The following is a 12,664-nucleotide window of genomic DNA, read 5'->3' as shown; positions in this document are numbered from 1 at the left end:
GCGCGTCCGCCGCGGCCACCACCGCTGGCACCGCCTCCTCGACGGCGGGAGCCGCCGGGGCGTCCGGTGCCTGCTGTGCGTGGGCCATGGCGGCAGCCAGTCCCAGCGGCAGCAGCCACAGTGCCGGAGCGCGGCCACGCTGGGCCGCTTGGGAACGCAGGAAAGTGTTTCGCATGTTGTGTCCTTACAAAGAGATCCATGTAGGCACCCGAGGGTGCTCGGTGTCGTGCGATGGGCCCGCCGGTCTCCGACCTGCCGGGCGGTGCCCAGATTACAGCGATCGCGAGCGATTCTGCTCCTGCTCGCGGATGACCGAAGCGGTCTGTTCCTGGCGGGAAGAGGCTTCGGCCGCCAACTGCTGGCTGCTCTGCTCGAGCGGCAGCTGGGCAGCGGCCTCACGCTGCACCATCGAGCGCTGCATCGCCGGGTCCCCCATGACGCCCTGCACCGCAAACAGCGCCCTGCCGTCGGTACCGGCCACCACGTGATCGATACGGCTCATCCCTGCCTTCTGTGCGCTCAACGCCAAGGCCCCGGCCGCATTGTCCAGTTCCTGCTGGCTGCGCAGGCCACTCTGCGGCCCCATCTGCTGCAGATGCCCCCGTGCGTCGGTGAACAACCGGTTGCCGGCATGGGCCGGATCGGACATGTCGCGCGCGCGCTCGGGCAACTGTGCAGGTTCGCCCACTTCGCCGCGGGCAAGCCGGTCCATCACGTCCGGGGTCAGCTTCTGCTGCCACGCCTCGAAACGCTTGAGCCGGTCCTCCACCCCGTTGACGGCACCGTTGATGGCGTACGTAGCCTCGCGCACGTCCTCGCGCGCGTGTTCCGGCACACGGTTCTGCCATTGCCACACCGCGATGCGACCTGCGTGCTCCGGCTCCGATGCCAGCTCGGGCTGGTTGACCAGATCCAGATCCAGCGCACTGCCGGCGCGCTCGTAGCTTTCCTTGCCGGTCAGCGGCAGATAACCGCGCCCGTGGTACTTGAGCGCATCTCCGGGCGCGTCATTGCCCATCCGGCCGCCATACATCAGCTCGGCCAGATCCTCCGGACGCCCTCGCAGGGCTTCCTGGCGCGCGGACTCCAGCGCCTCGGTGCCATTGCGCCACGCCGCTTCGACCGGGATCTGCGAGATGCCCCGGGTATAGTTGAAACTCTCGTTGAGCCGGCTCAGGCCGCGCGACTCGTGCCCTGCCTGGGCCATGAAATTGGCCAGTTCAAGGGGGGAGTCGATGCCGGCTTTCGTCGCCTGCCGCAGCAGTTGCGACTCTCTATCGGTCGACACAGTGCAACTCCTGGATGTTCATCAGCGCGGATTCCTTTCCGCCGGTTGGAGCTTGGCTCATGGAAGCGACACCTCGGCGACACTGGACGGATCGAAGTCCTCGAACCGCACCCTGCCCAGTTCCGCCACCGAGAAATCCCGGATGTTGGTCGCCTCGGTCTCGATATCCACGACCTTGCGTCTCACCCCATCCACCCAGCACGCCTTGTCCGCCGATGCGTAACGGAACCGGTACGTGCTGCTCCAGCGCTCGCGGCTGCCGCCGTTGGTGATCACGCTGAAGGTGTCTTCCTCAACCATTGCATACGCAAAAGGGTCGCCAGCCAGGCCACCGCGGGTGGAACACGGCACCAGCTTGTCGTTGCGCGCGGCCAGCTGCCAGCGCCCGCGCCCGTCACCGCGCAGCAACAGCAGCACCCGGTTTGGGCCGTGCTGGCCGGGCACCAGCCCTTCCGGCGTCGGCTGGTCGATGACCAGCAGCTGGTACTCGATGCCATCGCCGTTGAGCTCGCCCCTGACGGCTTCCAGCAGGTTCGCACCGGACGGAACGAATGCCAGGGCATCGTCCATGTGTGCGCCAAACCTGTCGTCCATCCCCTCCCACTCCTTCAATGTCGTCTTGCCGATGCCCGCGTTGATGACGGGCACGGTGGCGTTGCCCGGTCGCGCCGGTCACCCTGCAGATGCGGATGATAGCTCCGGGAGCACTGTGGCAGCGATGGTGGCAAGCGTCACCCGTCGGACGGGCAGACAGGGTCCTCATGGACGGAAAAGCTCCTGCAATCGGTAGCGCCGAAGCGTCATTTTTCTGACGCCAGGAGAGCTTAGCGCGAGGAGGTCTATTGCGTCGAAGAGCAGGAAAAGCGAAAAGCGGAATTGATCACAAAAAAAATGGGCTAAGCGTGAACGGTGCCTTACCTGATGAACAGACGCGCCGTGCAGACCGTGGTGGCAATCCTGCACTGATCCTGTGACATCTGCTTCCATGCCGCCTTCGCGCTGCATTGCAGCAGGGCGACAACGACCGCGCGCTGCTCCGGAATGACAGCGACAACGCTGGCGGTTTCATTGAACCGCCCCGCGCGGGATGTTGCACGCAGGGTCCGTGATGCTCGCCGGATGGCCGCGCAGCCCGGCACGCCCTGGCCACCTATTGGATACCTGCCCGGCGTGCGATTGCCTTCCGCCAAGACAGGAAAAGGCAGCAGGCCTGCAATCCACAGAAGTCACGGCTAGAAACGTGTTGGATTCGTCTCATGGCTTTCCTGCCTCCTGACAGCTTCAGGCCGTGGCCGTGGCCGACAATCGCGGTCAGCGCAATTGCTGCGCGCAGGTAGCCCCTTGGGTGGCGTAGTCACGGATGTAGCCGTCCATCGTCAGCACCGTGATATCGCAGCGATTGTTCACGTCACTGACGACATGCCCGTATACGTTCAACCCCTGAACGCGCTCACCACGATGGAGGTACAAGGTGCGCGATCCATCAGACCCGTTCTCCACGCGGTCCGGCGTTCCCCATGTCCGCACGAACTCCTGCTCGGTCTTGCCGATCCACATGTCCATGAGGTTGTTGCGACCCACACGGTTGGCTGCACGAACCGACTCATCCAGCACGCGGGTCGTTTCCCGCTGACCGCGTGCCAGGTTTGCTTCCAGGTTACGCTCAATACGGTCCAGCTCGGCGTCGGTCGGCCGATAGGTGAACGCCGGACGCGTGCCGTCCTTCCAGAGGTTCCCCCAGACGAAATTCGCGGGTGATTGGCCGACGTCACCGATGGGCAGGAAGCCCCGCTTCATCATTTCCGCGGGCACTTTGGCCTCGGGGTCAGGTCCAACGAGACAGGCAAACCGCACCAGTTGCACCTGCCACGGCTCGACCGCCTCGCTGGTCGGATCGAATCTCTCCGGTGGAACATCCTCGATTGCACGGTCGCGCCATTGCACCAGACTCATCTTCATGGCCACAGTGTTACGCGCACAGTTCACCGAGTACTTCCTGATCAGTCGATTCGGCTTGGTCGCGTTCTCGTAAACCGTATTGACCTGGATCTCGTATACCGGATCCGGGCCAGCAACGCGCTCGCCGGGCTTTGGCGGCTTCTTCCGGCGCAATTGCTTCAGGTACGCGTTCTGCTCTTCCTGCGTGGCGGTCTGCAGGAAAGCCATCAGGTCCGAGCGGCTGCTGAGCGTTTGCGCATCCACCACCCACGCCTCGCGATTGGGCTTGTCGCCACCGGCGAAAATGACCCAGCTATCGGCGGCGTGTGCTGACGAACCGAGCACCAGTCCGCCGACCAGCATCACTACACGGAAGGGATTCTGCATGATTCGTTCCTTCGAATGGTGTGGAGACTTATGCAACGCGGATGGTGCTTCCCAGCACAGCCAACCGTGTCACGTTGACTGATGTGATCACGATATGTCCATGGCGAGAGATCTTGCGTTGACTGAGTCCTGTTTCTAAGCAGTCGCACCCGAGCAATGGTCCGGCGCAGCGTCGTGAGGATCAACCCCATGCCGCCATTGGGGGGCGCAGTAAGGGTCATGAGGATCAATCCCATGCCCCCGCTGCGGCATCGCCTGGCTGGGCAAGCCGTCGCTGGAGGCGCCATCGAGCAGGAATTTGTTGACCGACGCAGTCGATCAGAGCGCTGCCGACACACCATGTACGGCGAGATTGAGATCATCGCTGCCAGCCAGGAAGAAGATCGCCATCATTGGCGCTGCAGCCAGCGCCACCATCGGGATGCCAGCTATCGATGCGTCAAAACGCTTCGAATTTTGGCTCTGTGCAGGCTGAGTAAACAACATCACAGCCACGTCCGCCGCGGGAATCGCACAATTTAGTAGCTACGCCTTTGGCAAGCTCTTCCGTAGCTGCACTGCCAAAGCTAGTCCCAGGGGTTCCAGAGCTAGGAACAGCCGCCGCAGCGCACTGATTATTGTAGGTAAACGAAACTCGGCAATCTCGCGCCCCTGAGCTAGCACATTCAGAAACTGCATTCTTCGCGGCGTCTGATTTCTTAACCTCACCAGTGACTGTTCCCGAGGCGCCGGTAGAGGAGGTTGCAATCGCTCCCCATGTCTTTATCCAACGGCCAGTGGCACGCGGCCCTTCCGCAGCTCCGCCACCACCAGCAGGGATTGGAGCGCAGCCTGGAGCGCGGCTGTCGCCTATTGGATACTGGCCAGGAGGACATTTACCCTCGGCAAAAGTCAAGAATGTCACTAGGCACAACAACAAAATCAAAATAGCCCTCATGAAATCCTCTTCTCAAGCTTGAAGGCAGATCGCATCCGATCAAGAGGCCGAGAATCCCCCTTCAACGCACCTATTGTCGCGGTGCGGCTGCAAAAAAATTATCTAGAAAGCCTCGAACTTTGGTTCTGTGCATGCCGAATACACGACACCACAACTCTGTCCCCCTCGAGACTGACAGAGTTCAGTAGCGACCTTCTTGGCAACATCAACAGTCTCTCCGCTCCCAAAGTTCGTACCTTGAGTGCCCGAGCTCGCAGTCGCGGCCGCCGCACACTGGTGCTTGTACGTAAAAGCGATGTCGCAATCACGTGCGCCGGTCGCTTCGCACTCAACCATTGCTGCTTTTTCAGCCTCCCTCTTCTTTACCTTCCCGACCGAAACACCTGATGCCCCAGAATTGGACATTGCGATGGCGCCCCAAGTCTTGATCCACCGGCCCGTCGCTCTGGGTCCAGTATCTCCGCTGCTACCCGCAGGAATTGGCGCACATCCCGGTGCCCGACTGTCACCTATCGGGTACTGGCCAGGCGGGCATCGCCCTTCTGCCACAGAGGATTCAGCAACAAGAAAAAGTGCCGAAAGAACGAGCAATTTGGAAATCAACTTTCCAACTGATTTTTTTGGCATGGCTACGCACCTTCAACGGATGTAACTAATAGCATTAATCACTAGATCTGGCAGCACCTATCGTACTCGGGGCAGTTCTTGTTTCGCCGGTTGAGCTCGGAGGCATCGAGTTCCTCACCATATTTCCTGAATGAACCTCGGTCTGCCGCACGTCACTATTCGAAGGTGCTGCCGGCGTATACGACCCCGGCGGCTGCCCCTGCGGACCTGGCTGGCCCGCTGCCGATCCACCGATCTGGGAGTATGGCGCGAAACCACCCAAGGTCCCCTGGAAGAACATCGCCGCCATTGGGGGAGCGGTCAGGATCAGGGTCGTGAGGATCAGGCCCATGCCGCCCTGCTGCATCGCTTGGCTGGTCATGCCGTCGCTGGAGGCGCCGTCGAGCAAAAACTTGTTGACTAGGGCGGTGGACCAGAACGCGGCCGAGACACGGATCACCATGTCCAGCGCGATCGATACCATCGCTGCCAGTACCGCCATCGAGAACATCGTGCCGATGCCGTAGAACAGCCATCGCTGGAACAGCTGCTTGGTCTGGTCGAACAGCAGACACAGAATGAACAAGGGACCCAGGCCGATGAACAGCGCCAGCGCGACCTCGTAGAGCAGCAACATCGCACCAGCGGTGACCGCCGGGCCGCCCGTGCCCAGGCCGATGAACCACAGCGCCCGGGTCTTGTCCGCCTGCAACCCTGGATCATTCAGGATCTTGATGCCATCAATGCTCGACAGCGCCACCTGCATCCAGGCCAAGCTCTTGTCGATCTGATCTTCCGGCTGCTGGTCCTTGCCGGTCACCACGTGGGTGATCAGGCCTTTGACGTCCTCGTTGAGGAATTTCTGCAGGTTGCTGCCGAACATCGCCATGCTGGTGGCAACGCTCACAATCAACGCGGCGCGCGCCATATTGGTCACCAGCACCATCATGGAGTCGCGGCTGCGACCGGTGACGATCCGGAAGCCCTGGATCAGTACCCACAGCGTCATCAGCACCAGGGCAATGCCGCCGACCCAGGACATCATGCGCCCCATCAGGTCGATGCCGTAGTCACTGATCCTGTCGCGCAGGTAATCCATGATCAGCTTGAAGAAGACGAAATCGCCGATCGACTGGACACGCACCGCGTAGCCCAGCAGATCCTGCAATCCGCCTGAGAAATCAAAGTTGGCCAGCCACCTGATCGTCATTTCCACAATCCCTTGGTAATTCCGTTACTACAAGAAACGCCGCATTGCTTTGCAGCGCCTGTCCACGTATTAGCGGCCTGCAATCACTTGACGCTGAGCGCGGCCTTCAGTGCGGTGGTCTTTACCATGTCGCTGATCAGCTGCTTGGTCGGGTCCCCCTTCAATGCGGCCTGCGCCACCACCTTCTGGTTGGCCTCCATGACCTCGATATAGGAATCATAGGATTTCATCCGTGCTTCCCAGCTCTGGGCAAGTGCGGCAATGTCATTGGCGGTGCGGATCGATTCGCTGTCGGCACCCTGCACGGTGCCCTGATCGTTGTTGGTCAGGCGGATCTTGAGGATGCGGTTCAAGGAGTTGTTGATGCGCGGAACGGTCTGGGTCAGGAAATCGATCGCGTCGTTGTACTTGCGGTTCTGCATCATCCGGATGTTGACGCAGATCTGCATCTGCTGCTCCTTCACATCCGCCTGCGGATTGAACACGAACACCTTGAAGGCGGACTCCAGGCTGAAGTCCAGCGCCTTGCCGCAGGTTTCGGCAACCAGATAGTTAGGCGCCACCGGCACCAGCGGCGCGCTGTCGGGCATGCCGAAGCTGTTCACCGCCGCCTGCACCTGGATCAGCGCTTGGCGATACTGCTCCAGCGTGCGGATCCAGCGGGTGTTCTGCTCGATGTACTCGGCCGCGTCCTGCGCTTTGGCCGCGTAGGCGGTCGCCTCAGTCTTATAGGTGTTGATCTGATTGAGCAGGTGCTGGATAAGGCTGGTACCGGTCTCCTGCACGGGAATCCAGGCGCTGACATTGGCGGTGCCGAGCGCCATCATGGCTGCCACGGTCATCGCTGCAAGACGGGGCCCGCGGCGGCGGGGCGAGGAAGTTTGCTTGGTATTGTTCATATCAGTCTCCATTGATCGGAACTCGTAGTCTTCGGGCAGACCGTCTCGCGGATCAGGTAACAGTGTCGCGCGCTGCGACAGCCGCCTTGCCCGAGCCCTTTCGATTCTTGTAGAAATCTTCAAGCCACTGTTCCGGCGTCAGTTCATCCACCGTCACTCGTGCGCGTACCGCAGCCGTCTGCAATACGCGATGCATGATGTCGATGTTGTCAGTGGACGCCGAGATCACCGACAGAATGTCGTCCATCCCGCGCAGGTTGAGCTGGCACACGCTGGACGCGTGACCCTGCTTGACCAGGAAGCAGCGCGAGCGCTCATCCAAGGCGGTGACCACCTTGAACTCGGCCTCGGTCAGCTTCAGGCCGTCCATGTAGTCGCTCTTGCTGGCGTTCGGGTTCGGAAGCAGGATCAACGTGGCAGTCTGCTCGATCAGCGCCGCCGAGATGTCGCTCTTCAGCGCGTCCTCCGGGCTCTGCGTCGCGAAAATGCCCAAGCCATTCTGCTTACGGATGGTCTTCTGCTTGTTCTTGGCGAATTCCTTCAGGCCACCCTCACCGTCCAGAATCTTCCAGAATTCGTCCATTACGTAGATCAACGGACGACCGTCGATCAGCGACTCCAGACGGTGCAGCAGGTAGTTGATGACCGGCACGCGCACTTCGGGGTTGTCGATGATGTCGGTGTAATCGAAACCGATGATGTTGGCCTTGCTCAGGTCCACGGTATCCACCGGGTTATCGAACACCCAGCCCAGCGAGTTGCCTGAGGTCCAGCGGCGCATGCGCGCGTACAGTCCGTCGTCGCCCATGTTGGGCAGGCTCTTCTGGAAATTGGTCATGCTGCGCAGGTGCATCGGCGTGTCAAGCATGCTCTCGACCGCGCGGTAGATATCCTCTTCTTCGCGGGAGCTGTACTCACGCTTGCCTGCCAACACCTTGATCAGGTCAGCCAGGAACTGCACATTGCTTTCGTTGTTCTCGCACTGGAACGGATTGAAGCCGGTCGGCGCGCCGTTCTCCAGGGCCAAATAGTTGCCACCGCAAGCGCGCACGAAGATCTCCGCGCCGCGGTCCTTGTCGAAGAAGAAGATAGTCGGCGATGGCTCGTACTTCTGCACCTGGCTGAGCAGGAAGTTGATCAGCGCGGTCTTACCGGTACCCGACTTACCAATCACCATGGTGTTGGCGATCGCCTTTTCACCCAGCGAGTTTTCCGACGGATGGGTGGCATGGAAGTTGAAGTAGTACGGCTGGCCGTTGGTCGTCTGCAACGTGGTGACGCAGTCGCCCCACGGATTGTTGTGCTGCTTGCCGGTGGCGAAGTTGTGCAGTGGCGATAGACCGAGGAAGTTCAGCGAGCTGACGTTGGCCAGGCGAGTGCGGAAGCGCCAGTTGGCCGGAATCTGCGAATAGAACGACGAGGTGACAGCCAAGTCTTCCTTGGTGGTCACGAAACCCGCATTGGACAGCTCGGCACGGGTGGTAGCCACGTTCTGGGACAGCTTGGCCTGGCTGTCGCCATAGACCGCCATGATGAAGTGGTACTCACCCAGTACGAAGTTGCCGGATGACAGATGGTCCATCGCCTGGTCGAGCTCGACGATCTGGCTGACGGCCTTGTCACCGGAGGAAATCATCATGCCTTTGGTGCGGTCGAGCACCTTCAGCGCGTCCTGGCGCCCCATCGGGCTGAACGAATGGGTGATGACATACTCGAAGTCCAGATACTTCAGGCCGTTGAGGATGCCCGGGTAGGTGCCCTCGGCATACTCCTTGATGTTGAGGATGGCGCCGAAGTGATTGACGCCGTTGGGCGTGTTGATCACGAAGTCGCCGGTCTTGGCCGAGAACATGTGCCGGCTGACCGGCAGGTAGTCCTTCACTGGTGCCGACAGCACCGGCACGGGCTCATCGATGCGATTGATCAGGTAGCCGAAGAGCTCCAGGGTCTCGGAGAACACCACGCCGTTCTTGGCTTCGTACATGCCCAGGCGGTACGGCGCGTAGTCGCGGATGACGGCTTCGACGTTGCCAGCCAGTTCCATCAGCTTCTCGACGGCCTGTTCCTGCTCGGCGCGGAGCTTGTCGACGTTGGCCGACTTCTCCACGAAGCGCTTGCCGGCCACTACCGGCCGGTAGAGCATGGTCAGGTACAGCTCGTTCTGCATGATGCGCTGCGAGGACAGCATGCCCATGTACTGGTCGGACACGTCCTGGTTGAAGCGCTGCTTGTAGCTGCTCTTGCCCTTCAACGTGCGGCGACGGCGGATGTCATGCACCCAGAAGGCGACGTTGACGAAATCCGGCGCGCGCAGCGTCTGCAGCAACCGATTGAAGGTGTTGTGCCGATGTTCCAGTTCCCACTCCTCGCGCCCCACGAACGGCAACCCTTCCAGGTGCCAAGTCAACAGATAGTCGCCGCCCGTGGTCTTCACCACGTTCGGGGCTACATGCGAGGACAGAGGAATGAATTCGCTGATGGACGTATCTGGGCTGAACATACGACTGCTTCCAAAGGGTACTGCCGACGAAGATTCGGAGTGGACGAGGTGGGCGTCTGACGCCCACCTTGTCCGATCCAGCCCTCAATCCATTCGGGCTGGTTTGTTGCGGTAGTGATTCGGGTTGAACACCCACATTCCTTCGTGTTCCTGCACGTTGCGAACCCGGAGCTTGAACATCAGCCTCAGGCCCAGCAGCCGGAAGATCATTTCGTCACGCTTGGCCATCTGACGCATGATGAAGATGGCCACCGGAATGGTCAGCAGGAACCAGAAGTTCGTGTACATGCTCAAGAGCAGCAACCCGCCGGCCACCATAAAGAACGGCAGGTAGGGAACGCCCAGAAACATCGCTGGGCGTGTGCAACCCCGGAACAGAACGTTCTTATGCACTGTAGTACTGGATGGCGTTCTGAATCAGGTAGGTCGTGCCGCCGCTGCCGCCACACTTACCGTCGCTGCCATCACCCAACAGCATGCGCGCGATCTGACCTGCGGCACCGATCAGCACGCCACCAATCAGGATCGACGCGACGTCAGAGATGCGCTTGTGTGCGAACGCAATCTGGTAACCGGCGAAGATGACCGCGATGGTCACCACGGCGATCGAGGCAATATTCAGCAGGCCATTGATGTTGTTGAAGAAGCCGCAGACCTTTTCGTCGGTGCCACCGAAATCGGTGGCGCCGGAGGCAAACACCTGCGGAGCAAACACGGCGCCAGCAAAGAAGGTGGCCATCAGCAGGGTCTTCAGCGTGCGCTGGGCCTGGACGAGGTCGAGATTGGATCGCTTCATGGATTGATTTCCTTGTTGATGGACTAACACAACTGAATCGACCAGCCGGGGGACTGGCCGTACCACGACTTCGTCAGAACACGAAGGCCGCATCCCCTGCGGGAATCTGTTGCACCGGCGCTGCCGCTGGCGCGTTGTATACGTTGCCGTCTCCCGCCACAGGTGCGTTCCGCTCGCTCCATGGGCGCAGCATGACCGGGGCATCGTCGCCGGCGACCGCTCCGGGAAGCTGCTGCGGCATGACAGGCACACCCTGCCCTTGCCTGACTTGCGGATTCTGCTGCGGCGGAATCTGCTGCCGCGACTGCGGATAGCCTGCGCCTGCCGGGCCTTCCGGCTGCATCATTCGATCCACCGAGCCCAGCACAACGCGTGACAGCGCCTGATCGGCAAGATTGACCAGACTGCTGCGCGCCATCGCACCGGTGGACGGATAGACGGTATAGGCTCGTGCCGGATCGTTGGACGGCACATACACCGGAGTACTGGCCTGGGCGACGATGCGTGCCTGTGCTGGAGACGCCAGTTGCGGGTGGTGCTCCACCTTGACGGTACGGCGCTCACCACGATTGATCACGTCGATCGGCGCAACGCCATTGGAGGCAACCTGCTGTCCACGACGGATCGAGTCATACACTTTCTGCACATAACCGTGGCGGAAGCCGGTTTCGAAGTTGCCCGAGTAGTAGCAACTGAACGACTTGCCCCAATCCTTGCCCGAGCGCTTGTAACACTCGGCAAGGATGCGCGAACCCGCCTGCAGGTTCGGACACTGCTGGAAGGCCTTTTCGTACGAATCCAGGCCGTACTTGGCCAGGTTGTAGCGATTGACCTGGGCCAGGCCGATCGAGAAGTTGTAACCCTTCTCCTCCAGCATGCGCACGGTGGCGAGCGCTTCGTCCAGCGCCTTGGGCTGGCGCACCAGTGCACCACCAACCACGCCAATGGCGTAGGGGTTGCTCGAAGATTCCACGTTGATGACGTGCTGCATGACGTCCATCGAGACGGCCATCTCCGGGCACGCCATCATTTCAAGTCCTGGCAACATTGCTCAGCCCTCCTGCCCCTGGGCGCGCCCAGGATTGAAATCGATACCGGTGATATAGCGCGAGCCTGCATGCGCCTTGATATGCACGACGATGTCGATGGTCATCATCAGCAGACGCTTGATGACATTGAATTCCAGACCCGAACCTTCGGTCGACGCCTTCACCATCAGCGCCAGCTGATCCCAGGTCTGTTCCGGGCTGCCAGCGTGGCAGCTGGTAATCGAGCCGGGGTGACCAGACGCGCAATTACGGATGAAGTAGAACGCCTCATCGCCACGCAGCTCGGCGAGGATGATGCGTTCGGGCTTCATGCGCAGGCAGGCTTCCATGCAGCTCTTGGCCGTCACGTTGCTGGCGCTCTGCCCGCCCTTGGAATAAAGCAGGTGCACGACATTGGGTTGAGTCAGAAACAGTTCGCGCGCATCTTCGATGGTGACCAAGCGCTCGCTGTCCGGAATATGGTTGACCAGCGCCTTCATGAAGGTGGTCTTGCCGCTACCGGTGGCGCCAGAGACGACGATGTTCTTGCGGTACATCACCGCACGCCTGAAGAACTCGGCGTACTCACGCTGCTGCCGCAGCTCCAGCAGTTCGCGATCCTGCTCGCTGAGGCTTCCATCCTGCTCAAGAATCTGGTTGAAGAAACCATCTTCGTGATACTGGGTAAGTGACTTGGTGTGCTTGGACGGCAGACGGATCGTGATCGACACCTTGCCCGCATCGCAGGCAGGCGGGATCACGAACTGTGCGCGCTGCCCGGTCGGGAAGGTCAGCGACACAACCGGGTCGGCATCGGTAATGCGCTGACCAGTGTTGCTCTCGTTGACCACCGCGGTGCAGAACTGCCGGGCCCGTTCGAACGTCAGGCCCGGCACATCCACGTGCTGCCACCCCGCCCGCGTCTCCAGGTACAGCTCACCCGGACGGTTGATGCAGATTTCCGTCACTTCCGGCGAAGTCATGTACTCGGCGATGCCCAGCACTTCGTACTGATAGCGCAGGAAATCGCTGGAGACGAGGGCGAGGGGCGACACTTCGGCGTCCATGATCGTTC

At 60.8% G+C, this 12,664-nt stretch carries 12 protein-coding genes and 1 pseudogene; all 13 read right to left on the bottom strand.

Features of this window, described 5'->3' with window-relative positions:
• Window positions 1-271: 271 nt before the first annotated feature.
• The 13 genes and pseudogenes from LC407_RS12760 to virB11 all read right to left on the bottom strand — a co-directional run bounded on the left by LC407_RS12760 (window position 272) and on the right by virB11 (window position 12,656).
• Window positions 272-1,288, bottom strand: coding sequence for an XVIPCD domain-containing protein (locus LC407_RS12760; protein ID WP_223482932.1), 1,017 nt, complete (start codon window positions 1,286-1,288; stop codon window positions 272-274).
• Between the two features lie 57 nt (window positions 1,289-1,345).
• Window positions 1,346-1,882, bottom strand: coding sequence for a hypothetical protein (locus tag LC407_RS12755; RefSeq protein ID WP_032952144.1), 537 nt, complete (start codon window positions 1,880-1,882; stop codon window positions 1,346-1,348).
• A gap of 717 nt (window positions 1,883-2,599) precedes the next feature.
• A complete protein-coding gene (locus LC407_RS12750) occupies window positions 2,600-3,613 on the bottom strand; it encodes a hypothetical protein (RefSeq protein WP_223482931.1) in 1,014 nt (337 codons plus the stop codon).
• Window positions 3,614-3,931: 318 nt separating this feature from the next.
• Window positions 3,932-4,099: a hypothetical protein gene (locus LC407_RS12745; protein WP_195763023.1), complete on the bottom strand. Its 168-nt coding sequence runs from the start codon at window positions 4,097-4,099 to the stop codon at window positions 3,932-3,934.
• Window positions 4,053-4,550 (bottom strand): DUF4189 domain-containing protein, encoded by a 498-nt coding sequence (locus tag LC407_RS12740; protein ID WP_223482930.1) that lies wholly within the window; start codon window positions 4,548-4,550, stop codon window positions 4,053-4,055. The genes LC407_RS12745 and LC407_RS12740 overlap by 47 nt, the downstream gene beginning before the upstream one ends.
• Window positions 4,551-4,652: 102 nt before the next feature.
• On the bottom strand, window positions 4,653-5,177 hold the full coding sequence (locus LC407_RS20855; RefSeq protein WP_154880781.1) for a DUF4189 domain-containing protein: 525 nt from the start codon (window positions 5,175-5,177) through the stop codon (window positions 4,653-4,655).
• A 34-nt stretch (window positions 5,178-5,211) separates the two neighbouring features.
• The gene (locus tag LC407_RS12730) at window positions 5,212-6,366 is read right to left on the bottom strand and encodes a type IV secretion system protein (protein WP_223482928.1); all 1,155 of its coding nucleotides are present in this window, start codon (window positions 6,364-6,366) and stop codon (window positions 5,212-5,214) included.
• An 83-nt stretch (window positions 6,367-6,449) separates the two neighbouring features.
• Window positions 6,450-7,388, bottom strand: coding sequence for a hypothetical protein (locus LC407_RS12725; protein ID WP_154880783.1), 939 nt, complete (start codon window positions 7,386-7,388; stop codon window positions 6,450-6,452).
• Entirely contained in the window at window positions 7,318-9,765 is a 2,448-nt protein-coding gene (locus tag LC407_RS12720) for a VirB4 family type IV secretion/conjugal transfer ATPase (protein WP_154880786.1), read from the bottom strand. Before LC407_RS12720 ends, LC407_RS12725 begins: the two co-directional genes overlap by 71 nt.
• An 84-nt stretch (window positions 9,766-9,849) precedes the next feature.
• Window positions 9,850-10,158: a VirB3 family type IV secretion system protein gene (locus LC407_RS12715; protein WP_154880788.1), complete on the bottom strand. Its 309-nt coding sequence runs from the start codon at window positions 10,156-10,158 to the stop codon at window positions 9,850-9,852.
• Window positions 10,151-10,561, bottom strand: a complete 411-nt coding sequence (locus LC407_RS12710) for a TrbC/VirB2 family protein (RefSeq protein WP_154880790.1) — start codon at window positions 10,559-10,561, stop codon at window positions 10,151-10,153. Before LC407_RS12710 ends, LC407_RS12715 begins: the two co-directional genes overlap by 8 nt.
• Window positions 10,562-11,069: 508 nt before the next feature.
• Window positions 11,070-11,609: pseudogene (locus LC407_RS20895) on the bottom strand (lytic transglycosylase domain-containing protein); the annotation flags it as partial.
• A gap of 3 nt (window positions 11,610-11,612) precedes the next feature.
• On the bottom strand, window positions 11,613-12,656 hold the full coding sequence (gene virB11 / locus LC407_RS12700) for a P-type DNA transfer ATPase VirB11 (protein ID WP_223482926.1): 1,044 nt from the start codon (window positions 12,654-12,656) through the stop codon (window positions 11,613-11,615).
• Window positions 12,657-12,664 lie beyond the last annotated feature (8 nt).

The sequence above is a fragment of the Stenotrophomonas sp. OVS01A genome, from assembly GCF_019969775.1.
GTDB classification, from domain to species: domain Bacteria; phylum Pseudomonadota; class Gammaproteobacteria; order Xanthomonadales; family Xanthomonadaceae; genus Stenotrophomonas; species Stenotrophomonas indicatrix.
This window is presented reverse-complemented; position numbering and strand designations above follow the sequence as displayed.

What these genes read in the sequence shown, in the direction of transcription:
- LC407_RS12755 (WP_032952144.1), bottom strand. Translation starts at nt 1,882, where the DNA reads ATGGACGACAGGTTTGGCGCACACATGGACGATGCCCTGGCATTCGTT.
- LC407_RS12750 (WP_223482931.1), bottom strand. Translation starts at nt 3,613, where the DNA reads ATGCAGAATCCCTTCCGTGTAGTGATGCTGGTCGGCGGACTGGTGCTC.
- LC407_RS12745 (WP_195763023.1), bottom strand. Translation starts at nt 4,099, where the DNA reads ATGTTGTTTACTCAGCCTGCACAGAGCCAAAATTCGAAGCGTTTTGAC.
- LC407_RS12740 (WP_223482930.1), bottom strand. Translation starts at nt 4,550, where the DNA reads ATGAGGGCTATTTTGATTTTGTTGTTGTGCCTAGTGACATTCTTGACT.
- LC407_RS20855 (WP_154880781.1), bottom strand. Translation starts at nt 5,177, where the DNA reads ATGCCAAAAAAATCAGTTGGAAAGTTGATTTCCAAATTGCTCGTTCTT.
- LC407_RS12730 (WP_223482928.1), bottom strand. Translation starts at nt 6,366, where the DNA reads ATGACGATCAGGTGGCTGGCCAACTTTGATTTCTCAGGCGGATTGCAG.
- LC407_RS12720 (WP_154880786.1), bottom strand. Translation starts at nt 9,765, where the DNA reads ATGTTCAGCCCAGATACGTCCATCAGCGAATTCATTCCTCTGTCCTCG.
- LC407_RS12710 (WP_154880790.1), bottom strand. Translation starts at nt 10,561, where the DNA reads ATGAAGCGATCCAATCTCGACCTCGTCCAGGCCCAGCGCACGCTGAAG.
- virB11 (WP_223482926.1), bottom strand. Translation starts at nt 12,656, where the DNA reads ATGGACGCCGAAGTGTCGCCCCTCGCCCTCGTCTCCAGCGATTTCCTG.